The organism is Conexibacter sp. W3-3-2 (genome assembly GCF_009707605.1).
Taxonomy (GTDB): domain Bacteria; phylum Actinomycetota; class Thermoleophilia; order Solirubrobacterales; family Solirubrobacteraceae; genus Paraconexibacter; species Paraconexibacter algicola.
In genome coordinates this window covers 3,818,638-3,840,229 of sequence record NZ_WLYW01000001.1, presented here as the reverse complement: position 1 = coordinate 3,840,229, position 21,592 = coordinate 3,818,638, and the positions used below count along the sequence as shown (strand labels likewise).

Annotated in this window: 17 protein-coding genes and 1 pseudogene; 13 read left to right on the top strand and 5 right to left on the bottom strand. The window is 75.1% G+C overall.

Features of this window, described 5'->3' with window-relative positions:
* Nucleotides 1-19 precede the first annotated feature (19 nt).
* Entirely contained in the window at nucleotides 20-970 is a 951-nt protein-coding gene (locus tag GKE82_RS18460; protein ID WP_154734298.1) for an alpha/beta fold hydrolase, read from the top strand.
* Nucleotides 971-976: 6 nt separating this feature from the next.
* Here GKE82_RS18460 and GKE82_RS18455 read toward each other — a convergent pair whose 3' ends face one another.
* Nucleotides 977-1,939, bottom strand: coding sequence for a GDP-mannose 4,6-dehydratase (locus tag GKE82_RS18455; protein WP_309233696.1), 963 nt, complete (start codon nucleotides 1,937-1,939; stop codon nucleotides 977-979).
* A gap of 149 nt (nucleotides 1,940-2,088) precedes the next feature.
* On the opposite strand from GKE82_RS18455, the gene GKE82_RS18450 reads away from it, so the two are divergent.
* From GKE82_RS18450 to GKE82_RS18440, 3 genes are all read left to right on the top strand, one after another.
* Nucleotides 2,089-2,937, top strand: a complete 849-nt coding sequence (locus GKE82_RS18450; protein ID WP_107568524.1) for a WecB/TagA/CpsF family glycosyltransferase — start codon at nucleotides 2,089-2,091, stop codon at nucleotides 2,935-2,937.
* A gap of 127 nt (nucleotides 2,938-3,064) precedes the next feature.
* Nucleotides 3,065-4,588 carry an exopolysaccharide biosynthesis polyprenyl glycosylphosphotransferase gene (locus tag GKE82_RS18445; RefSeq protein ID WP_154734297.1) on the top strand — a complete coding sequence of 508 codons (1,524 nt, stop codon included), beginning with the start codon at nucleotides 3,065-3,067 and terminating at the stop codon, nucleotides 4,586-4,588.
* A 93-nt stretch (nucleotides 4,589-4,681) separates the two neighbouring features.
* Nucleotides 4,682-5,941, top strand: coding sequence for a nucleotide sugar dehydrogenase (locus tag GKE82_RS18440; RefSeq protein WP_107568522.1), 1,260 nt, complete (start codon nucleotides 4,682-4,684; stop codon nucleotides 5,939-5,941).
* Here the strand turns inward: GKE82_RS18440 and cysC are convergent.
* Complete coding sequence (gene cysC / locus GKE82_RS18435) at nucleotides 5,905-7,074, bottom strand: adenylyl-sulfate kinase (protein ID WP_154734296.1); 1,170 nt, start codon at nucleotides 7,072-7,074, stop codon at nucleotides 5,905-5,907. The two genes, GKE82_RS18440 and cysC, sit on opposite strands and share 37 nt — an antisense overlap.
* A 100-nt stretch (nucleotides 7,075-7,174) precedes the next feature.
* Here cysC and GKE82_RS18430 point away from each other — a divergent pair, with 100 nt between their 5' ends.
* Complete coding sequence (locus tag GKE82_RS18430) at nucleotides 7,175-8,134, top strand: NAD(P)-dependent oxidoreductase (RefSeq protein ID WP_107568519.1); 960 nt, start codon at nucleotides 7,175-7,177, stop codon at nucleotides 8,132-8,134.
* Nucleotides 8,135-8,312: 178 nt separating this feature from the next.
* The gene (locus GKE82_RS18425; protein WP_154734295.1) at nucleotides 8,313-9,281 is read left to right on the top strand and encodes a PD40 domain-containing protein; all 969 of its coding nucleotides are present in this window, start codon (nucleotides 8,313-8,315) and stop codon (nucleotides 9,279-9,281) included.
* Nucleotides 9,282-9,584: 303 nt separating this feature from the next.
* Here the strand turns inward: GKE82_RS18425 and GKE82_RS18420 are convergent, their stop codons facing one another.
* A complete protein-coding gene (locus GKE82_RS18420; RefSeq protein ID WP_154734294.1) occupies nucleotides 9,585-10,748 on the bottom strand; it encodes a glycosyltransferase family 4 protein in 1,164 nt (387 codons plus the stop codon).
* Between the two features lie 24 nt (nucleotides 10,749-10,772).
* Between GKE82_RS18420 and GKE82_RS18415 the strand changes: the two genes are divergently transcribed.
* The 7 genes and pseudogenes from GKE82_RS18415 (at nucleotide 10,773) to GKE82_RS18390 (ending at nucleotide 19,327) form a co-directional block, all read left to right on the top strand.
* The gene (locus tag GKE82_RS18415; RefSeq protein ID WP_309233695.1) at nucleotides 10,773-12,458 is read left to right on the top strand and encodes a glycosyltransferase; all 1,686 of its coding nucleotides are present in this window, start codon (nucleotides 10,773-10,775) and stop codon (nucleotides 12,456-12,458) included.
* Between the two features lie 37 nt (nucleotides 12,459-12,495).
* On the top strand, nucleotides 12,496-13,182 hold the full coding sequence (locus GKE82_RS28985) for a glycosyltransferase (RefSeq protein WP_230316219.1): 687 nt from the start codon (nucleotides 12,496-12,498) through the stop codon (nucleotides 13,180-13,182).
* Nucleotides 13,170-13,670 (top strand): annotated as a pseudogene (locus GKE82_RS28980) (glycosyltransferase family 4 protein); the annotation flags it as partial. The gene GKE82_RS28985 and the pseudogene GKE82_RS28980, both read left to right, overlap by 13 nt.
* The gene (locus GKE82_RS28975) at nucleotides 13,667-14,728 is read left to right on the top strand and encodes a glycosyltransferase family 4 protein (RefSeq protein WP_154734291.1); all 1,062 of its coding nucleotides are present in this window, start codon (nucleotides 13,667-13,669) and stop codon (nucleotides 14,726-14,728) included. The pseudogene GKE82_RS28980 and the gene GKE82_RS28975, both read left to right, overlap by 4 nt.
* A gap of 148 nt (nucleotides 14,729-14,876) precedes the next feature.
* The gene (locus GKE82_RS18400; RefSeq protein WP_154734290.1) at nucleotides 14,877-15,479 is read left to right on the top strand and encodes a hypothetical protein; all 603 of its coding nucleotides are present in this window, start codon (nucleotides 14,877-14,879) and stop codon (nucleotides 15,477-15,479) included.
* Nucleotides 15,457-17,691 (top strand): M48 family metallopeptidase, encoded by a 2,235-nt coding sequence (locus GKE82_RS18395; protein ID WP_154734289.1) that lies wholly within the window; start codon nucleotides 15,457-15,459, stop codon nucleotides 17,689-17,691. The genes GKE82_RS18400 and GKE82_RS18395 overlap by 23 nt, the downstream gene beginning before the upstream one ends.
* A gap of 4 nt (nucleotides 17,692-17,695) precedes the next feature.
* Entirely contained in the window at nucleotides 17,696-19,327 is a 1,632-nt protein-coding gene (locus GKE82_RS18390; RefSeq protein WP_154734288.1) for a hypothetical protein, read from the top strand.
* Nucleotides 19,328-19,337: 10 nt separating this feature from the next.
* On the opposite strand, the gene GKE82_RS18385 is transcribed toward GKE82_RS18390, so the two are convergent.
* On the bottom strand, nucleotides 19,338-20,525 hold the full coding sequence (locus tag GKE82_RS18385) for a glycosyltransferase (protein ID WP_154734287.1): 1,188 nt from the start codon (nucleotides 20,523-20,525) through the stop codon (nucleotides 19,338-19,340).
* Nucleotides 20,522-21,589, bottom strand: a complete 1,068-nt coding sequence (locus GKE82_RS18380) for a glycosyltransferase family 1 protein (RefSeq protein ID WP_154734286.1) — start codon at nucleotides 21,587-21,589, stop codon at nucleotides 20,522-20,524. Before GKE82_RS18380 ends, GKE82_RS18385 begins: the two co-directional genes overlap by 4 nt.
* Nucleotides 21,590-21,592: the final 3 nt, after the last annotated feature.

The window sequence follows — 21,592 nt, the reverse complement described above, 5'->3', positions numbered from 1 at the left end:
GCGCATGTATGTTTGGGCCATGTCCCGTCTGCGCGCCCTGCTCCTCGCACTGCTGGCCTGCGGCACCGTGCTCGTCGCCGGCGCCGCTCCCGCCTCGGCCCTCAGCTCGCTGAAGGACCCGCCCCCGGGCGCCAACGACTTCTCCTGCCAGCCGTCCGCCGCGCACCCGCGCCCCGTGGTCCTGCTCCACGGGCTCGGGGCGACGATGAGCGAGAACTGGAGCTACCTCTCGCCGATCCTCAAGCGGGAGGGCTACTGCGTCTTCGCGCTCACCTACGGCCTGGACCCGCGCCTGCCCAGCCGCGGCGGCACGATCTCCGTGACGCGCTCCGCCCCCGAGGTCGGCGCGTTCGTCGACCGCGTGCTCCAGGCGACCGGCGCGACGCAGGTCGACTTCGTCGGCCACTCCGAGGGCACGTTCACGCCCGAGTACTGGCTCAAGGTCCTCGGCGGCGGCCCGAAGGTCCACACCTACGTGGCCTGGACCCCGCTCTACGACGGCACGAAGCTCCTGGGCGTCAGCCAGCTGCGCGACCTGCTCGCGCCGACCGGCCTCTCGAAGCTCGGGGTCGACCTCTTCAACACGTTCTGCGAGTTCTGCACCGAGGTGCTCGCCGGCTCCGACGTGGTGCGCCAGCTGAACGTCGGCGGCTCCGGGACGCCGGGCGTGCGGTACACGACGATCATGACCCGCTACGACGAGCTGGTCGTCCCGTACACCAGCGGGATCAACGACCGGCCGGACGCGACGAACATCGTGCTGCAGGACGTCTGCCGCAAGAACCTCTCCGAGCACCTGCTCGTCGCCGTCGACCCGGCGGTCGCGCGGCTGACGCTCAACGCCCTGGATCCGGCCAACGCCCGTCCCGTGCGCTGCGACCAGCCGCTCGGGGCGCAGCCGGCAGCCGCGAAGGCCGCGAAGAAGCGCGCCAGCGTCAAGAAGCGCGCCGCCACCAAGCGGCGCGGCTGAGAAGGGTCAGCCCGCGGCGCGGAGCTCGGCGAGATCGGTCTCGACCATCTCGCCGATCATCTGCGCGAAGCCGATGCGGGGCTCCCAGCCGAGCACCTCGCGCGCCCGGGTCGGGTCGCCGAGCAGCTGCGTCGGCTCGGGCGGACGGACGAACTCCGGGTCGACGACGACCCGGCCCGCGGGATCCACGCCGACGTGCGCGAACGCCGCGTCGACGAGGTCCTTGACGGTCCGCGGCACCCCGGACGCGAACACGTAGTCGCCCGGGACGTCGTGGCGCAGGGCCAGCACCGCGCCGCGCACGACGTCGCGCGCATCGGTCCAGTCGCGCTGCGCACCGAGATCCCCGAGCCGCAGCTCGTCCTGCAGGCCCAGCGAGATCGCCGCCGCGCCGCGCGTGATCTTGCGCGGCACGAAGTGCGGCGGACGCCGCGGGGACTCGTGGTTGAACGTGATGCCGGCACTCACGTGCTGGCCGTGACGCTCGCGCAGGAGGGCGATCAGCTGGTGGGCGGCGAGCTTCGCGACCCCGTACGGGCTGCGCGGCCGCTTGGGCGAGTCCTCGTCCTGCGGGGACACGCCCGCATCGCCGAAGATCTCGCTGGAGGTCGCGACGTAGACGCGCATCGCCGGGTCCGTCTCGCGGGCCGCGGCCAGGATCGTCGAGGTCGCGCCCGCGATCGCCGCCACGGTCGTGGTCGGGTCGTCCCAGGAGGCGGGCACGAACGTCGGCGCGGCCAGGTGGTACAGCTCGTCGGGCGCGACGTCCCCGACCGCGGCGCGCAGGGACGCCGGGTCCAGCAGATCGCCCTCGACCAGTCGGACGCGACCGGCAAGATGCGCGAGGTTCGGGCCGTCCCGGTCCTCCGCCCGGATCAGGCCGACGACGTCGGTCCCGTCCTCCAGCAGCAGGTCCGCCAGGTAGGAGCCGTCCTGGCCGGCGATGCCGGTGATGAGGGCGCGAGGCACGCCGCGGAGGGTAGTGCAGGAACCCGCCCAGGGTTTGCCCAGGGCAACTTCGGGGGGAATTCTGGAGTAGTCACGACAGAAGGAACGCGACTTTCCCCCGCGAAGCGCGTTCCGACTGACGTACCCTCGCCGTTCCAGGGGACGTCCCCATGAGTTCCGAGCACGCCTTGAGCCTTCAGAATCCCGCGCACAGCTTCGAGCCCGCACAGCTCGTCGAACCCGACGAGGCCGCGGTCCCGCCGCCGAGCGTCGACGTCCTCGGGGTGCCGCTCGCGCTGACGACGTACGAGCGGGCGATGGAGTGGATCGACGCGCGCGTCGAGACCGGCGAGAAGGGCTACGTCTGCGTCGCCGCCGTCCACACCGTCATGGCCTGCCAAGAGGACGAGGAGCTGCGCCGCGCGGTCCTCAACTCGTCGCTGACCGTCCCGGACGGCCAGCCGCTCGTCTGGGCGATGAACGCGCTCGGGAGCAACCTGCCGTCGCGGGTCTACGGACCCGAGCTGATGGCCCGCCACTGCGAGCGGTCCGCCCGCACCGGCACCCGGATCTTCCTCTACGGCGGTCGCAACCAGGGCGCGCTCGTGCAGCTCGCGCTGAACCTGCGCCGACGCTACCCCGGCCTGAAGATCGTCGGTGGCTACAGCCCGCCGTTCCGGCAGCTCTCCGCCGAGGAGGAGCAGGGCGTCGCCGACGAGATCAACCGCTCCGGGGCGGACGTCGTCTGGGTCGGCATCGGCGTGCCGAAGCAGGAGAAGTGGATGGCCGCGATGCGCGACAAGCTCGACGCCCCGGTCCTGATCGGCGTCGGCGCCGCCTTCGACTTCCACGCCGGCCTCGTCGCGCAGGCGCCCAACTGGGTGCAGTCGCTGGGCATGGAGTGGGCCTACCGGCTGAGCCGCGAGCCCAAGCGCCTGTGGAAGCGCTACGCGAAGTACAACCCGTGGTTCGTCCTCGGGTTCGCGCGGCAGTGGGCCGGCGCGCGCCTCGGCGTCTGAGCGCGCCACATCTCGTCCCGTTTCCCCCGCGGAAACGTGACCAATCGGTTTCGCGCTTGCTTTCGACCCGACTTCTGTGCGACGGTTCACACGGCAGGGGGGCCATGAGCGACACCTGTCGTCGTACATGGGAACTCCAGCACGCGCCAAGAAACCTGACTCCGGCCACGGCGGCGCCCCGACCGCGCTGCGCCGCCGCTTCCGTCCGCGGGGCGTCGGCCCGGCCACGGACCCGTCCCTGCGGGTCGAGCGTCGGCAGCGCCCGCGCGACATCCTCGGCGACTACCCGCAGCAGGCCGTCCCGCGCCGGCTCCTGGAGCGCGAGCGCAACTACCGCCGGTCGCTGTTCGCCGCCGACCTGGTCGCCGGGCTCCTCGCGCTCGTCCTGAGCCTCGCCGTCCTGGGCGCCGACACGATGTCCGCGCCCGCCGCCCTGTTCGCGCTGCCGCTCCTCGCGGGACTGTCCAAGCTCCACGGCCTCTACGACCGCGACGACCTGCTCGTCCGCAAGACGACGATCGAGGAGGTCCCCAAGCTCTTCCAGCACGCGGTCCTCGCCACGCTCGTGATCGTCATCGCCGACGGCCACCTCGGCATCGGCGAGGTCGGTGACCGCCAGGCGCTCGCGCTCTGCGGCCTGCTCGTCTCGCTGACGACCGTCTGTCGCATGCTCGCGCGGCGCGTCGCCGGCGGCATGAGCCAGCCCGAGCGCATCCTCGTCCTCGGCAGCGCCGAGGCGGAGCGCAACCTCCACGAGCGCGCCGCCGGCCGCGTCGGGGCCGAGTTCGTCGGCGCCGTCCCGCTGGAGCGCGTCGGCAGCCACGAGGACCTCCGCCGGCTCGTCGGCGCCTTCGACGTCGACCGCGTGATCATCGTGCCGTCGGACCTCGCCGCCGCCACCGACACGCCCGAGCTGATCCGGGCCGCGAAGGCCGCCGGCGTGCGCGTCTCGGTCCTGCCGGGCGTCCTGGACGTCGTCGGCTCCCAGGTCGAGTTCGACGACGTCTTCGGCGTCACCCTCCTGGGCGTCCGCCGGTTCGGGCTCACCCGCTCCTCGCGCGCCGTCAAGCGCGGCTTCGACATCACCGTGGCCGTGCTCGCCGGCCTCGTCGCGCTGCCGGTCGTGGCGCTCGCCGCGATCGTCATCAAGCTCGACTCCCCCGGCCCCGTGTTCTTCCGCCAGGAGCGGATCGGCTTCCGTGGCCGCCGCTTCCGAATGGTGAAGCTCCGCACGATGGTCGACGGGGCCGACGCGATGAAGGGCGAGCTCGCCGCGCAGAACGAGGTCGCCGACGGGATGTTCAAGATCGCGGAGGACCCGCGGGTCACCCGCGTCGGGCGGCTGCTGCGCAAGACGCACCTCGACGAGCTGCCGCAGCTCTACAACGTGCTGCGCGGCCAGATGAGCGTCGTCGGCCCGCGACCGCTGATCCGCAACGAGGACGAGCGCATCACCGGCCTGGACCGTCGCCGGCTCGAGCTGACCCCGGGCATGACCGGTCCGTGGCAGATCCTCGGCTCGCACCGGCGGATCCCGATGGGCGAGATGCTGAAGCTCGACTACCTGTACGCGGCCAACTGGTCGCTGTGGAACGACCTCAAGATCCTCCTGCGGACCGCGGCGATCGTGCTGCGCCGCCACGGCGTCTGACGACGACCCGTCGCGGTTTGCGCCACTTCGGCGCACCGCAGCCGTTCCTGCAGGCATGAGCAGCGAACCCCGCGCCGGTACCCTGGGAGCCGGATGAGCACCCTCGACGTCGCAGTGATCGGGACCGGCCGCGTCGGCCTGCCCCTCGCCCTGGCCTTCGCCGACCGGGGCCTCAACGTGCTGGGCGTCGACCGCTCGCCGCAGATCCTCGAGGCGGTCCGCGACGGGCGGATGCCGTTCGAGGAGCCCGGCGCCCCCGAGGTCCTGCAGCGCGTCACCGCCGCCGGGACGATCAGCTGGTCCGACCGGGTCGCCGACGCGGCGGCCGCCGACCACGTCGTGATCACGCTCGGCACCCCGTCGTTCAGCCACATCGAGATCGACCTGCGCGACATCCGCTCGGTCCTCGACGACCTCCTGCCGCACCTGCGCCCCGGCACGAGCCTGACGCTGCGCTCGACGATCGCGCCGCGCACCACCGCGTTCGTCGCCGGCTACCTGCGCAAGCACCGTGACTTCCGCATCGGCGAGGACGTCTTCGTCGCGCACGCCCCCGAGCGCATCGCCGCCGGGCGCTTCTTCGAGGAGATCGTGTCGCTGCCGTGCATCGTCGGCGGCGTCGGCGAGCGCTCCGGCGAGGTCGTGGGCGAGCTGTTCTCCGTGTTCGGCGCGCCGATCGTGCAGACCACGCCCGAGCAGGCGGAGCTCGCGAAGATCTGGACGAACATCCTCCGCTACGCGACGTTCGCGCTGCCGAACCTCCTGATGATGGACTGCGAGCAGTACGACGCGAACGTCTTCGAGGTCATCGACCTGATCAACCGCGACTACCCGCGCGGCGGCATGAAGCTCCCCGGCTTCACCGCCGGGACGTGCCTGCGCAAGGACTTCGCGTTCAGCGAGGAGCGCTCGACCGCGCCCGGCATGCTGCTCGCCGCCTCGCGGGTGAACGAGAGCGTGCCGCTGTTCCTCGTCGAGGGCGCCAAGCGCCGCCTCGGGTCGCTGGAGAACAAGAAGGTCGCGGTGCTCGGCCTCGCGTTCAAGTCCGCCACCGACGACGAGCGCGACTCGCTGTCCCACAAGCTCATCCGGCTGCTCGAGCGCGAGCTCGCCGACGTCGCGGTCCACGACCCGTGGGTCACGACGCCGACGCAGCCGCTCACCGACGCGCTCGACGGCGCCGACGCGGTGATGGTCGCCGCCAACCACCCGGAGTTCTGCACCGCGGAGACGCTCGCCGCGATCGCCGCGTGCGCGACACCGTCGGCGCTGGTGATCGACCCCTGGAACTGCTGGGGCGCCGGCCAGGTCTTCGGCTACGCGAGCGAGCTCGCGGCGCTGCGCACGGCCTGAGCGATCCGGGCGGCCGCCCGCGCGGCGGACTCCTCCTCGGTCGCGACGACGAGCTCCGCGGCGCACGGGGGCTCGTACGGGGCGTCGACCCCGGTCAGGCCGGTCAGCTCACCCGCGCGGGCCCGGGCGTAGAGACCCTTGGGGTCGCGGCGCTCGCACTCCCGCAGCGACGTGCGCACCCACACCTCCAGGAACGGCACGCCGGCCGCGACGTGGGCCGTCCGTGCGGCCGCCCGGTCGGCGCGCAGCGGCGAGACGAGCGCCACGACCGCGACGAGACCGTCGCCCGCCAGCAGCGCGGCGAGCTGCGCCGTGCGACGCGCCTGCTCGGCGCGGTCCGCCGGGCTGAACCCCAGGTCCCGGCTGAGCCCGCGGCGCAGGCGGTCCCCGTCCAGCAGGACGGCGCGCGCGCCCGTCGCGGCGAGCGCGGGGACGAGCGCGTCCCCGATCGTCGTCTTCCCGGCCCCCGAGAGGCCGGTGAGCCACACGGTGGCGCCGTCAGGCACGCTGCGCGACACCCCAGCGCCGGTCCGGGCCAGGCACGGAGGCGTCGTCGTCGGGGTGCGGGTCGTCGTCGCCCTCCACCGAGCACCAGACCTGCGGCCGGACGAGGACGCCGCGGAGGACGAGGTCGTCCCAGACGCGCTGGACCTCCACCCCCAGGGAGCCTGCGGCAGGAGGTCGTCGACGACGATCAGCGCCTCGGCCATCGCGGCGCGGGAGCCCCACTCGACGTCCGAGCGGGCGACCTCCTCGGTGTGGCCGCCGTCCACCAGCACGAGGTCCGCCCACGCGCCACGCTCCGCCGCGAACGCGGGCAGCGTCTCCCGCGAGTCCCCGAGGACCAGCGAGAAGCGGTCGCCGAAGCGGTCGGACAGGTGCGCGGAGCAGGGCGCGACGTACTCGTGGACGCCCAGGTCGAACGCCACGACCTCGACCGCGTCGGTCGCCGTGAGGAACGCCGCGGACCCGGCGCCCGCGTTGAAGCCGATCTCCACGACCCGTACCCGGCGGTCGCCGAGCCCGCGCACGAGCCGCTGGAAGTGCCGGCGCTGCGCGACGCTGGAGCCGCCCTCGAACGAGCCGCCCGCCGCCAGGTCACCGAGTTCTGCGACGAGGGTCTCGACGTCCATCGGGCGCCGACGCTAGCACCTCGGCGTGCCCCGGCCGCGCCGTGGGACAGGCGCGTCGGCACCGGTCGGCGCGGCCCCGTCCACTACGCTGGCGGGCGCTATGAACCGCGTTCTCGTCACCGGCGGTGCCGGCACCATCGGCGCCGCCGTCGTCCGTCGTCTGCTCCGCGATCCGCTCTACGAGGTGCGCGTGTCCGACCAGCGCGAGGCGCCGCAGTGGATGCGCGAGGGCTGCGAGGTCCACCAGGGCGACCTGCGCGACCTCGACGAGGCGCGCGCCGCCACGCAGGGCTGCACGCACGTCATCCACCTCGCCGCGATCGTCGGCGGGATCGGCAACTTCCACAAGTTGCCGTACACGCTGACCGAGATGAACAACGGCCTGTACAACGGCGTCGTGCGGGCGGCGATCGACCTCGGCGTCGAGCGGTTCGTCTACGTGTCGAGCTCGATGGTGTTCGAGCGCGCCACGGAGTACCCGACCACCGAGGAGCACATCTGGACCTGCCCGGTGCCGAAGAGCGCCTACGGGTTCAGCAAGCTCACCGGCGAGGTGTACGTCCGCGCCGCGCACGACGAGCACGGCCTGCCCTACACGATCTGCCGTCCGTTCAACGCGTACGGACCGGGCGAGATGCCCGAGGACGAGCCCGGCATCGCGCACATGGTCCCCGACGTGATCAAGAAGTGCCTGAAGCTCACCGACGGGCAGCCTCTGCCGATCTTCGGGGACGGGACGCAGACCCGGACGCTCACCCACATCGACGACATCGCCGACGGCATCGTCGCGTCGATGAGCTCGCCCGCCGGGCTGCTCGAGGACTTCAACATCAGCGCCGACCGGGAGATGACGGTCGCGGAGATCGCCCGGGTGATCTGGGAGCAGTGCGGCCTCGCGCCCGACGCGTTCGCGCTCGAGCACCTGCCCACCTACGAGGTCGACGTCGTGCGCCGCTGGCCCGACGTCTCCAAGGCGGAGCGCCTGCTCGGCTGGAAGGCGCAGATCGACGTCGAGGACGGCATCGGCCGCACCGTCGACTGGCTGCGCACCGTCGTCTGACCCAGGAACTGCGACGCGGTTTGTCGCACTCTGTACGGTTCGTTGCCCACCTCCGTGTGAACTGGACCTCACACGAAGAGTGGGCGTCGGCCCCCGGGCCGACACGGCTCGCCCCGCCGGTGCCCCCGGGCGCCGGCGGGGACGGGCCACCGCCGTCCGAGAGAAGGGAGAGCACGTCATGACGACCGGCACCCGACCCCGAGCCGCCGCCCTGCTGGGGTGCGTCGCGGCCCTCGCCGCGGCCGCGCCGGCCGACGCCGCCTTCCCCGGCCGCAACGGCGCCCTGGTCTTCACCTCCACGAAGGCCGGCAGCCACGACATCTACGCGCTCACGCGCGGCACTCGCGAGCCGCGCATGATCGTCGGCGGCCCGCTGCGTCAGCAGCAGCCCGCCGTCTCCCCGGACGGCCGGACCGTCGCCTACAAGACCGTGACCGCCGACCCGCGCGACGAGGAGACCTGGCTCGCCCCGTTCGACGGCCGCGGCCCCGCCCGCGCGCTCACCGACACGCCCGGCGACCTGCGGTTCTCCACCCAGCCCGGCTGGACCGCGGACGGCGAGCGGCTGCTCGTGCGCTCCAACCGGGGTGGCCCGTACGACGTGTGGTCGATCCGCGCAGGCGACGGCGGTGACCCGATCCGCCTGACCGCCGATGACGCAAACGACCTCTACCCCGTGTCCTCGCCCGACGGCCGGCGGATCGCGTTCCGCTCCGACCGCGCCGGCGACCCGGACATCTGGATCATGGACGCGGACGGCTCCAACGCCCGCAATCTCACCGCGGGAAGCGGGCTCTGGGAGTCGGCGCCGTCATGGTCCCCGGACGGCCGGCGGATCGCGTTCGAGCGCGCCTCGCTGCCCGGGAACCCCGACGCCGACCCGGCGGTCGAGGCCTCCGACGAGATCTGGACGATGGACGCGCGCGGCGGCCGCGAGCAGCGCCTGACGACCAACACGACGAAGGACGAGGGCCCGGCCTGGTCGCCCGACGGCCGGCTGATCGCGTTCACGAGCGAGCGCGCCGATCCCAAGGGCGACATCTGGGTCATGCGCCGCGACGGTCGCGCCCAGCGGTCCGCGTACGCGAGCCCCGGCGTCGAGGAGTCGCCCGAGTGGCAGACGCTCCCGCGGCGCCGCGGGCGGTAGCCGGGCGCGGCCGAGCCCGCCGAGTGGACGCCTGGTCCTTCCCTGAAGGATGAGGCGTCCGCAGGGGCGCTGCGGGCGGGACGGGGTGGGCGCGGGCAGACAGACGGGCCCGTCGGACCTGTGGACACCAGCACCTTCCCGGAAGGACGAGGCGTCCACGCGGCGCGCCCAGGAGGCGCGGCGGGCTCGGAGGGCGTTGGGCGCTTGGCGCGGCGCGGCTCGCGCGTCCCGCCGCGGCGCGGACGTTCCGGCGCGGCGTGGGCGCCCGGGCTCGGCGTGGGCGCTCCGACGCGGCGCCGCGCCCTATCCCGGTCGCGTGGCGGCGCGCGCCGCCGCGTAGACCGCCCGCAGCTGCGGGGCGACGACCTCAGGGGCCGCGCGGCGGCGGGCGGCGTCCAGGGCGCGGGCCGGGGCGTCCGCGTCCGCGCGCGCGGCGAGCGTCGCCGCGGCCAGCGCCGGCACGTCCCCCGGGGGGACGAGCGTCACGTCGTCGCCGAGCTCGCGCAGCGCACCCATCGCGGTCGCCACCACCGGCAGGCCGGCGGCGAGCGACTCCAGCGCCGCGAGGCCGAAGCTCTCGTGCGCGCGGGTCGGGACGAGCGCGACACTCGCCTCCGCACGCAGGCGCGCCAGCGCCGCACCGTCGACGTGCCCGTGGAAGGTGACGTCGGCGCCCGCGGCACGCTGGGCCAGCGCCCCCGCCAGCGGTCCGTCACCCGCCACGACCAGCGGCACCCCCGCCTCGCGGCACGCGTCGATCGCCAGCTCGACGCCCTTCTCGGGCGCGAGCCGCGAGACGACCAGCGCCGGACCGTCCGGCGCCCGCGACGGCACCCGCGGCTCGGGCACCCCGGGCGGGCGGTCCAGCGACCGCACGAGGTTCGCCACGACGTGGATGCGGTCCTCCGCGGGCAGCGGCGCGCCCAGGGCCCGCAGGCGCTCGAGCGCGCTCGCGCTCGGCACGACGACGACGTCCGCCTGCGCCACCAGGCGCGCCGACCAGGCGGCCAGCGACGTCGCGTACAAGGCCGCCTCGCGCGCATCCCCGCGGCAGCGCAGCCGATACCCGGGCCGGGTGTCGCGGCCGTGGCAGCGCGTGCAGTCCCGGCCGTCCGGATCGATCGTCGTGCCGACCGCGCAGACCAGCCGCGAGTTGTGGAGGTGCAGCACCACCCGGGCCCCGGCGTCCCGGGCGGCCGCGAGCGCCCGGTAGCCGAACGTGGGGTTCAGGTTGTGGGCGTGCACGACGTCCGCCCCGGTCCGGCGGACCGCGTCCGCGACCTCCCCCGGACGCAGGCCCCCGCGCACCAGCCCGACCGCGGCCGCCGCCGACGTCGTGCGGGCACTGTCGCGCTCGAGCCGCTCGACGCGCTCGCCCAGGTGCGAGGACGCCAGCCAGACGAGGTCGTCGACCGCGCGCTCCTCGCCGCCGAGGACCCGATAGCGATGGTGCAGGACGAGGATCACCGTGCCTGCAGGCTAGCCTCAGTGGTGCCCGTGCCCGTCCGCGCCGCCGTCATCGTCCCCACCCAGGCCCGACCCGACTACCTCGCGGTCGCGCTCGCGTCGCTCGCCCCGCAGGTCACCGCGGCGGGCGCCCGGCTGCTCGTCGTCGACGACGGCCCCGGCGAGGAGACCCGGCGCGTGACGCTCGCGCACGGCGCGGAGTACGTCGCGCACGAGCGGCCCAGCGGGCTCAACGCGGCCCGCAACACCGGCATCGCCGCCGCCGCCGACGCCGACCTGCTCGTCTTCGTCGACGACGACGTCGAGGTCCGCGACGGCTGGCTCGCCGCGCTCCTCGCCGCCGCCGAGGAGCTGCCCGAGGAGGTCGGCGTCCTCACCGGCCCGATCCGCGCCCGCTTCGAGGACCACCGCTTCTGGCGCTGCGGACGCGAGGGCGCGCCGGTCACCGAGCTCGACCTCGGCCCGGTCGACGTCGACGCCCCGCACGCCTGGGGCGCGAACATGACCGTGCGCCGCAGTGCCGTCGAGCGCGTCGGCGCGTTCGACGAGTCCCGCCACCTGTACGGCGACGAGCAGGAGTGGCAGGACCGCTGGCGCGCCGTCGGCGGCCGCATCCGCTACGTCGCCGCGGCGGCGCTCGACCACCGTCGCGCCGGGGACGACGCCCGGATGCGCTCGCTCATGCGCGCCGCGTTCCGCCGCGGCCGGGCGAGCCGCCGCTTCGACGCGTTCAAGCGCACCCAGCCCTCCACCGCGCAGGAGCTGCGGGTCCTCGCCGGCTGCCTGCTGCACGGACCGCGGCGCCTGTGCATGAACGGCCCGGTGCTCGCCGCGCACTCCGCCGGTCGCGTGCGCGAGCTGCTCGCCGAGTGGCACCCGCGCCACCGCGCCCCGGCCGCCGCCGGCACGCCCGACTTCCTCTCCGGCACCTCCGGGACCGTCGGCGGGCGCCGCGCCGTGCTGCGCCGCCACGGCGACCGCTACCTGGACCGGCGCACCCGGCGCCGCCGCCGCGCGCTGCGCCGGCGCGCCGAGGCGCCCGACGCGCCCCGCCGTCGCGTCCTCGTCCTCGGCGTCGAGCGTCCCGACGTCGCGAACACCATGGCGGCGTCGCACGCCGAGCTCGCCCGGTCCGTGCACGACGTCGAGGTCCGCACCGCGATCGCCGGGACCGCCGGCAAGTTCGAGAACCTCAACCGGCTGCTCGCCCAGGCGTCGCTGGAGCGCGTCGACTGGCTGCTGGTGATCGACGACGACGTCGACCTGCCCGCCGGGTTCCTCGACGTGTTCCTCCTCACCTGCGAGGAGGCGGGCCTGCGGCTCGCCCAGCCCGCCCACCGGCTCTCCTCGCACGCCGCGTGGGACGTCACCCGTCGCCGCGACCGGGCCGCCGACTGGCGCGAGACGACGTTCGTGGAGATCGGGCCCGTCACCGCGTTCCACCGCGACACGTTCCGCACCCTGCTGCCGTTCCCCGATCTGCGGATGGGCTGGGGACTCGACCTGCACTGGGCGGCGGTCGCCGCCCAGCACGGCTGGCCGATCGGCGTCGTGGACGCCACCCCGGTCGGGCACGAGCTGCGGCCCGTCGCCGACACCTACCCGCGTGACGAGGCGGTCGCCGAGGCGACCGCGTTCCTGCGCACGCGCCCGTACGTCCCGCGCGACGAGGTCCGCACCGTCCGGTCCGGGCGGATCCCCGTCCCGTGACGGGCGCGCCGGGACGGTCGGGTACCGTCCCCGGCCGATGAAGGTCCTGCACGTCGCCGAGTTCTACCCGCGGGCCCACGACCCGGTCCTCGGCATCTGGGCGCACAAGCAGGCGCTCGCCGCGCGCGACGCGGGCGCCGACGTGCAGGTCCTCGTGCTGCACCGCGTCGTGCCGCCGTCCGCCACCCCGAAGGCGCAGCTGGCCTCCGCCGCGCTCGCCCTGTGGCGCCACCCGCGCGTGCGGGAGCTCGACGGGCTGACCGTCCGCTACGTGCCGTTCGTGTCGCCGCCGCGACCCCGGTCCTACGGCTCCTGGGGCGCCTGGGCCGCCCCGGTCCTGCGCCGCGAGCTGCCCCGCGTGCGCCGGTCGTTCCGCTTCGACCTGCTGCACGCCCACAACGCCGTCCCGGCCGGCGACGCGCTGCGCCGCGCGATGCCCGCCGCGCCCGCGGTCGTCTCCGTGCACGGCGGGGACGTGTTCTTCACCGCCGGCGCGTTCACGGACGGCCACCGCAACGTCGTCGCCGCGTTCGGGCACGCGCGGCTCGTGCTCGCGAACTCCGACGGGGTCGCCGACCGCGCCCGGGCGCTCGGGGCGCCCGCGGAGCGCACCCGCGTCGTGCGGCTCGGCGCCGACGTGCCGCCGACCTCCCCCGCCAGTACGACCACCCGACGCTCGTCACCGTCGCGCACCTCGTCGGTCGCAAGCGCCAGGGGGACGTGATCCGGGCGCTGTGGCTGCTGCGCGACCGCCACCCCCACCTGCGCTACCTCGTCGTCGGGGACGGCCCGGAACGCGGCACGCTCGAGCGGCTCGCCGCGGACCTCGAGCTGGCGGACCGCGTCGAGTTCGCCGGGCAGCGCCCGCACGACGAGGCCGTCGCGCTCTGCCACGGCGCCGATCTGTTCGTCATGCCGAGCATCGACGAGGCGTTCGGCGTCGCCTACGTGGAGGCGATGGCGGGCGGGGTGCCCGCGATCGCGTCGCTCGGGGAGCCCGGTCCCGGTGAGATCGCGCAGGTCGGGGACGGGCTCGCGCTCGTCCCGCCCGGGGACATCGAGGCGCTCGCCGGCCAGATCGACGCGCTGATCGCCGACCGGGCCGCGCTCGGACGGCTCGGTCGCCGTGCCCGCCAGACGGTCGAGCGCGCGTTCACCTGGCAGCGGTGCGGGGAGGCGACGGTCGCCGCCTACGAGGAGGCACTGCGGTGAGCGGGCGCGACGGGGCCCCGGTCCTGTTCGTCACCAACCACGTGCCGCCGGACCGCACCGGCGCGTTCGCCGCGCTGCACGAGCGCGTCGGGATCGAGCTCGCGCTGTTCGGCGGCCGCTCCCACCACGCGACCGGAGGCGTCGAGGACCCCGGCGTGCCGCACCGCCACGTCGCCCAGCGCGACATCGCGACACTCGCCGCCCGGGGCGGTCCGTGGCGCGCGGTCGTGTGCGGCACGGCCGGGAGGATCGCGCTGCCCGCCGCCTACGCGGGTGCGCGGCGCGGACGGACCCCGTTCGTCCTCTGGAGCGCCCTGTGGGCGCCCGTGCGCACCCCCGCCCACCGGCTCGCCGCCCCGCTGCTGCGCCGCATCCACGCCGACGCCGACGCGGTCGTCGTCTACGGGCCGCACGTCGCCGCGCACGCGCGACGCCAGGGCGCGCGGTGCATCCACACCGCGCCGCAGGCGGTCGACTCCGCGTTCTGGGGTGCGCCCGCCCCGGGCGCCGCCCCGACCGCGCGGCCGTTCACCGCCGTCTTCGTCGGCCGGCACGCGCCCGGCAAGGGCCTCGACGTGCTGCTCGACGCGTGGCCGGGGGTCGGCGACGGCCGCCTGTCGCTCGTCGGGGTCACCGAGCGCGACACCGGCCGCCCACGCGTCCCCGGCGTGACCGCGCACGGACTCGCGACCCCCGAGGAGGTCCGCAACTTCCTGGCCGGCTCGGACGTTCTGGTCGTACCGTCGGTCGCCACGCCCGCCTTCCGCGAGCCGTGGGGACTCGTCGCCAACGAAGCCATGCACCAGGGTCTCCCCGTCATCGCCACCGACGCCGTCGGCGCCGCCGCCGGTGGTCTGGTGCGCGACGGCCGCAACGGGCTCGTCGTCCGGGCCGGCGACGCGACGGCCCTGCGCGACGCGCTCGTGGCCCTGCGCGAGGATCCGGCGCTGCGCGCGCGCCTCGGGGCCGCCGCGCGCCGCGACGTCGCGCCCTACACCTTCGCCGCGTGGGCCGAGGGCCTGCGTCAGGGCATCGACGCGGCGGTCGCCCGCGCATGATCCGACGGCCCCGGCCGGGCGCCGCGCCTCCTCCCGCCCGTTTGGGCCGCGGGGTCGAGGGGTACCCGATGTCGGTAGCCTCGTTCCCGAGGACCGGAACCTCCCGCGTCGCCGCGCACGGATCAACCCCGCGACGCGACCCCGCTGCATGACCACCGCGCGTCGACTCGTCATCGCCCTGCTCGCCCTCTGCGCCGCGTTCGGCGTGCCCGCCGGCGTCGCCTCCGCGGACCGTGACGCGGTGCTGCAGGACTGCCAGGACGGGCGGCTGGACCAGCAGCACAGCCGCGGCGACCTGCGCAAGGCGATCGAGGACATCCCGACCGACCTCGACGAGTACACCGACTGCCGGGACGTCATCCGCCGCGCGCAGCTCGGCCTCAGCGGCTCGTCCGGCGGCGGGTCCGGTTCGGGCTCCGGCGGCGCGCAGGGCGCGGCCGGCGGCGTCGCCGGTGCCGGCGGGGCCGGCGGCTCGGGCGGCGGCTCGGGCTCCGGCGGCGGGTCGAGCAACGCCACCGAGGCGCTCGCGAACGCGACCCAGCAGGAGAAGGACGCACTGGCCAGGACGGCCGCGGGCGGTGCCCGCACCCCGATCGACATCGGCGGCGCCCTCGTCGGGCCCCGGATCGGCGTCTCGTCCTCCACGTCCCTCCCGACCCCGCTGATCGCCGTCCTGGTGCTGCTGGCCCTCGTCGGGCTCGCCACCTGCGGCGTGCAGGTGATGAAGCGTGTCCGCCCCCGTCGCGACTGAGCCCGCTCCCGCGGCCCGACGCCGCCCCGCCCTCCCCGGTCTCCCGCCCGTCGCGGGCCGTGCCGGGGCGCGGCTGCGCGCGCTGCCGCGCCCGTCCGACGACGTGCTCTGGACGCTCGGCCTCGGCCTGCTCCTCGCGTTCATCGCGCTGCGCGCCGGCGGCGGCCTGCAGCTCGGCCGCTCGACCGAGGTCGAGATGGGCGTGCAGCTCGCGGGCGGCCTGCTCGGCGCCACCGCGCTGCTGGTCCGCGACGGCGGTCGCCTGCACGGCGCCCCGACGCTCGTGGCGTTCGGGCTGCTCGCGATCCTCACCGCCACGTCGATCTGGTGGTCGGTCAACCCGTCCGACTCCTGGCTGGAGACCAACCGCACCTTCGCCTACGCGGCCGCGTTCGGCGCCGGCGTCGCGCTCGCCCGGCTCGCCCCGCACCGCTGGTCGGCGATCGTCGGCGCGACCGTGGTCTGCGCGACGGTCATCTCGACGTACGCGCTGCTGACGAAGATCCTGCCCGGCACCTTCGCGCCCGACGAGACGTTCGCGCGGCTGCGCGAGCCGTTCGGCTACTGGAACGCGGTCGGCCTGATGGCCGCGCTCGGCGTCCCGGGCGCGCTGTGGCTCGGTGCCCGCCGGCACGGGCACGCCGCGATCAGCGCGCTCGCCTACCCGATCCTCGGGCTGCTGTTCGTCACGATCCTGCTCGCGTACTCGCGCGGGTCGCTGCTGGCGGTCGTCGTCGGCTGCGGCGTCTGGTTCGCGGTCGTCCCGCTGCGCCTGCGCGGCGCCGCCGCGCTCTCCACCTCCGCGCTGGGGGCCTCGATCGTCTGCTGGTGGGTGTTCGCCCAGGACGAGCTCACGAAGGACGAGGTGCCGCTGGACATCCGCGCCTCGGCCGGGCACCAGCTCGGCATCGCGATGCTCGCGCTGCTCGTCGTCCTGCTGATCGTCGGCCTCGCGCTGCTGTTCTTCGCGGCGCGCCGCCCGCCGCGGCCCACCACCCGGCGGCAGGCCGGGACCGTCCTGCTCGTCGGCCTGGCGCTCGTGCCGGTCGGGGTCATCGGGGCGCTCGCGTTCAGCGAGAAGGGCCTGGGCGGCAGCATCTCCGACGGCTGGACGAAGCTCACCGACCCGGACGCGACGCTCCCCGCCAACGACCCCGGACGGCTCACCGCGGTCGGCAGCGTCCGCGCCCGCTACTGGGACCAGGCGCTCAAGATCTTCCGGGCCGAGAAGCTGCACGGCGTCGGGGCGGGCGGGTACGCCACCGCGCGCCCGCGGTTCCGCACCGACGACCTCGCCGTCCGGCACGCCCACGGCTACCTCGTGCAGACCGCCGCCGACCTCGGCCTGCTCGGACTCGGCGTCAGCCTCGCGCTGCTCGCCGCCTGGCTGGCCGCCGCGCGCAGCACGCTCGACCTGCGCCGCCGCAGCTGGCGGCAGGGCGCCTGGACCGCGGAGCGCGTCGGGCACCTGACGCTGCTGGCGGTCGTCGTGACGTTCGGCGTGCACTCGCTCGTCGACTTCACCTGGTTCGTGCCCGGCCTCGCGATCCTCGCGCTGCTCGCGGCGGGCTACGTCGCCGGGCGCGGTCCCCTGGGCGAGAGCCCGGACGCGGACGCGCCGAGCAGTCCCGTCGGCGGGCCCGTCGTCCGCGCCGCCCTGCGCGAGCGCGTCCGCAGCGGGCTGCGCGACCGCACCCGGGCAGCCGCCGCAGCGGGCGTCGTGCTCGTCGCGCTCGGCGCCGCCTGGGCGACCTGGCAGCCCGAGCGCTCGTTCCACACCGGCAACGAGGCGCTCGCCCTGATCGACGAGGGCAAGCTCGACGAGGCCCGCCGCAAGGCGATCGACGCCCGCGACCTCAACCCCCTCTCGGTCGAGCCGCTGTTCGAGCGCTCCGCGGTCGAGCTCGCCGCCGGCCGCAAGAACGACGCCCAGCGTGCGTTGGAGCAGGCAGTGCGCCTGCAGCCCTCCAACGCCACCCCGTGGGTGCGGCTCGCCGAGTTCCACCTGCTCGTCGCCGGCGACGCCCGGCGTGCCCTGCAGCTGCTCGGGCCGGCGCTCTACCTCGACCCCCGCTCCAACACGGGCGTGTCGCTGTTCCTGGAGGCACGTCGCCGGACCGCGGGCCTGCCCGCCGCCGCGACCGTCCCCGTCACCCCGCCGCTGCCCGGTGCGACCACCGGGCCGTCCGGCACCGCCACCCCGAGGCCCTGACCCGATGCGAACGCTCCCCCTCGCCGCGCTCTGCGCGGCGCTCGTCCTCTGCGCCACCGCCGGCGCCGGAACCGCCTCCGCGGCGCTCAGCCAGGAGTCGACCTTCCAGGACGACAACCGCCTGATCTACGACACGCCCGAGAACGTCGCCGCGACGCTCGACGAGCTCAAGGCGCTCGGCGTCGACCGGCTGCGCGTCAGCGTGTTCTGGAAGATCGTGGCGCCCGACGCCCAGTCCCGCACCAAGCCCGCGTTCGACGCCGGCGACCCGACCGCGTACCCGCCCGGCTCGTGGGACCGCTACGACTCGCTGCTGCGCCAGGCGGCCGCGCGGGGCCTCGCGATCAACCTCAACCTCACCTCGCCCGCCCCGCTGTGGGCGACCGGCACGCCCGAGCGCGAGGACATCGCCGAGACGTTCGAGCCGAGCGCCCGGGAGTTCGGGCTGTTCACGCAGGCCGTCGCGGAGCGCTACAACGGGTCGTTCACCGATCCGCGGCGTCCCGACGACGGACCGCTGCCCCGCGTCGACTACTGGACGATCTGGAACGAGCCGAACCAGGCGGGCTGGCTGACCCCGCAGTGGACCGCGGACTCGCGCGATCCCAGCGGCCAGGTCGAGACCGCGCCCCGCCTCTACCGCGACCTCGTCGACGCGTCGTTCAGCGCGCTGGAGACGACCGGTCATGGCTCCGACACGATCCTGGTCGGCGAGACCGCCCCGAAGGGCCTGAACATCACCGGCACGACCCGGTCGATGAAGCCCGGCCGGTTCATCCGCCAGCTCTACTGCCTCGACGACGCGCTCGTGCCGCTGCAGGGGACCGCCGCCGAGATCCGCGGCTGCCCGCCCGGCGCCGACGCCCGCGAGGCGTTCGCCGCCGCCCACCCGGGCCTGTTCCGCGCGACCGGCTACGCGCACCACCCGTACGAGCTGACCTTCTCCCCGACGCGCCGGCCGACCGACCGCGAGTTCTTCACGATCGCGAACCTGTCGTCGCTGAAGCGGCTGCTCGCCACGATCTACCGCACCTACGCGCAGCCGATCCCGGGCGGCGGCCGCAACGTCCCGCTCTACCTCACCGAGTTCGGGTACCAGACCCGCCCGCCGGATCCCACGGGCGTGACGCTCGCGACGCAGGCGCGGTTCCTGAACCTCGCCGAGTTCGTCACCGCGCGCGACCCGGACGTCCGCACGCACGCCCAGTTCCTCCTCGTCGACGACAAGCCGCTGCCCGGCGTGCCGGAGAACACCGCCGCCGCGTGGGGCAGCACGTTCCAGACCGGGCTGCTGTCGCTCTCCGGCAAGCGCAAGCCCGCCTACGCCGCGTACAAGCTGCCGATCGTGCTGCCGAAGGAGACGATCCGCCGCGGGCAGCAGCTGCGCGTCTGGGGGCTCGTGCGCCCCGCGCCGGCCGGTCGGCCCGTCCGGGTCGCCGTCGAGCTCCGCTCGGCGCGCCGCGGGTCGAAGTGGCGGCGGGCGAAGACCGTGACCGTCACCAACCAGCGCCACTACCTCGACACGCGCGTCAGCGTCCGGACCTCCGGGTCGGCGCGGCTCGTGTGGGTCGACGGGTCGCGCAAGCGCGTGATCTCGCGCAGCGCGACCTTCACGGTCACGAAGAAGCGCCGGTAGGGCGCGCCGCTCAGGGCCGGCCCGCGACTGCGGGCGGCCCGGGCGCGTCATGGTCGAGCAGGTGGTCCGGCAGCGCGCCGGGCCCCCCGGCCGCGCAGACCTCCAGGAGCAGCTGCTCGTACTGGTCGGTCACCGCGTCCCACGAGTACTGCTTCGCGCGCTCGCGGGCCTTCTCGCGGTAGGAGGCGACCATCTCCGGGTCGTCGAGGACCCGCTCGAGCTGCGCGGTCAGCGACGGGACGCCCTCGCTGCCGCTGAAGGTCAGGCCCGCCTCCCCGACCGTCTCGACGTTCGGGGCGTGGTCGTTGACGATCACGCAGTTCCCGGCCGCCAGCGCCTCGAGGATCACCGGGTGGGTGCCGCCGACCTCGGTCGGGGCGCAGAACGCGTAGGCGTGGTGCTGCAGCTCCCAGTAGCCGCGGCCGAACACGTAGCCGGGGAAGATCACCCGCGGATCGCCCTTGCGCATGACCTGGGTGATGTACTCGTCGGCGTACGGGGCGCCCCCGACGACGACGAGCTTCATGCCGCGCGCCCGCTCGTTGGGGATCCGCGCGAACGCGTCGACGAGCACGTGCGGGTTGTTCTCCGGCTCCAGGCGCCCGACGAAGAGGATGTACTCGCGCGGCTTGAGCCCGAGCCGCTCGAGCGTCTCGGTGCCCGTGTGCCCGGGATCGTCGACCCCGTAGGGCACGACGCCGATCCGCTGGCCGTAGCGCTGCTCGAAGATCTCGGCGACCGCGTGCGAGTCGGTCAGCGCCCGGTCCGCCCAGCGCGGCGCGTTGCGCTCCGCGAACCGCAGGTAGCGCTTGGCGGTCGACGGCCACTTGCTGCGGTCGGAGTCGAGGCCGTCGACGTTGATGACCGTCGGGATGCCGGCCCCGCGGGTGATCAGGCACATCGGGCTGTTGCCCGCGATGAAGAACAGCGCGACGTCCGGCCGCACGTGCCGCGCCGCGTGCACCGCGCTCAGCAGCGTGTGGGCGAACGTGTCGAGGTACTTGTTGCGCAGCGTCGGCAGGTGGACCAGGCGCGCGCCCTTCCACTCGGTCAGCCGCCGGTCGACGACGTGCGGGCGGCAGTACACGACCACCTCGTGCCCGCGGTCGGTCAGCCGCGAGGCCAACTGCTCGGCCGCCGTCTCGAAACCGCTGTAGGACGCCGGGATTCCCCGCGTGCCCAGGATCGCCACTCTCATCCGTGCCCACCTCGCTCCACCGCGAGCGTATAGGCGTGGACGTGATCGCGCGCTGACCTCGCCCACGAGAACTCCGCCGCGCGACGCCGGCCGCGCTCGGTCAGGTCGCGGCGCAGGCGCTGGTCGGTGCTCACGCGCCGCAGCGTCGCGGCGAGCGCGTGCGCGTCGCGCGGGTCGACCAGGAGGGTCGCGTCGCCGCAGATCTCCACGACGCCCGGCGAGCACGCGGCCACGACCGGCACCCCGGCGCTCATCGCCTCCAGCGGCGTGAGGCCGAACCCCTCGTGCAGCGACGGGTGCACGAGCGCGGCCGCCCCGGAGAAGAGGCGCGCGAGCGCCTCCGCGTCCGGGCGCTCGACGACCCGCACGCCCTCCTGCTCGGCGTGCGCGCTCCCGGCGAGCACGAGCGGCAGCGGCTCGAACGCCTCGTCGGGGCCCGCGACCGCCGCCGCGTGCTCGCGGTACAGGCGGTGGGCGGCGAGCAGCAGCCCGAGGTTCTTGCGCGGCTCGTCGTCCCCGACGTACAGCAGGTGGGCGGGCTCGCGGTCACGGGGGCGCACCGCGTCGGGCTCCTGCCCCGGCCCGTGGCGGGCGACGACGATCCGGTCGGCGGCGATCCCCCAGCGCGCCATGACGTCCTGCGCGGTGGTCCGCGAGACCGCCACGACGGCCTGCGCGCGGCGTGCGGCCGCCCGGTGCGCGAGCCGCGCCCAGACGCGGAAGCGCGCGTCGAAGCTGTCCGGGAGCCGCTCGAACGCGAGGTCGTGGACGGTGACGACCTGCGGCACGAACCCCAGCGGACTGGTGGCCGGGAGCGGGTGGTGCACGACGTCGGCGCGGCACTCGCGGGCGCGGCGCGGCAGCTCCACCGCCGTCCACCAGTGGTCCGCGGACGCGTTCACGGCGCTGCGTCGCACGCCGCCGCCCGGGGCGCGGCGGCCCTCGTTGCGCGCCTCGACCACGTCGACGCCGATGCGCTGCAGCGCCTCGGCGAGGTGCGCGAGGTACACGCCGGTCCCGGAGTGGCCGCGCAGCGCGAAGGTCGTGTCGAGCAGGACGCGCACGGG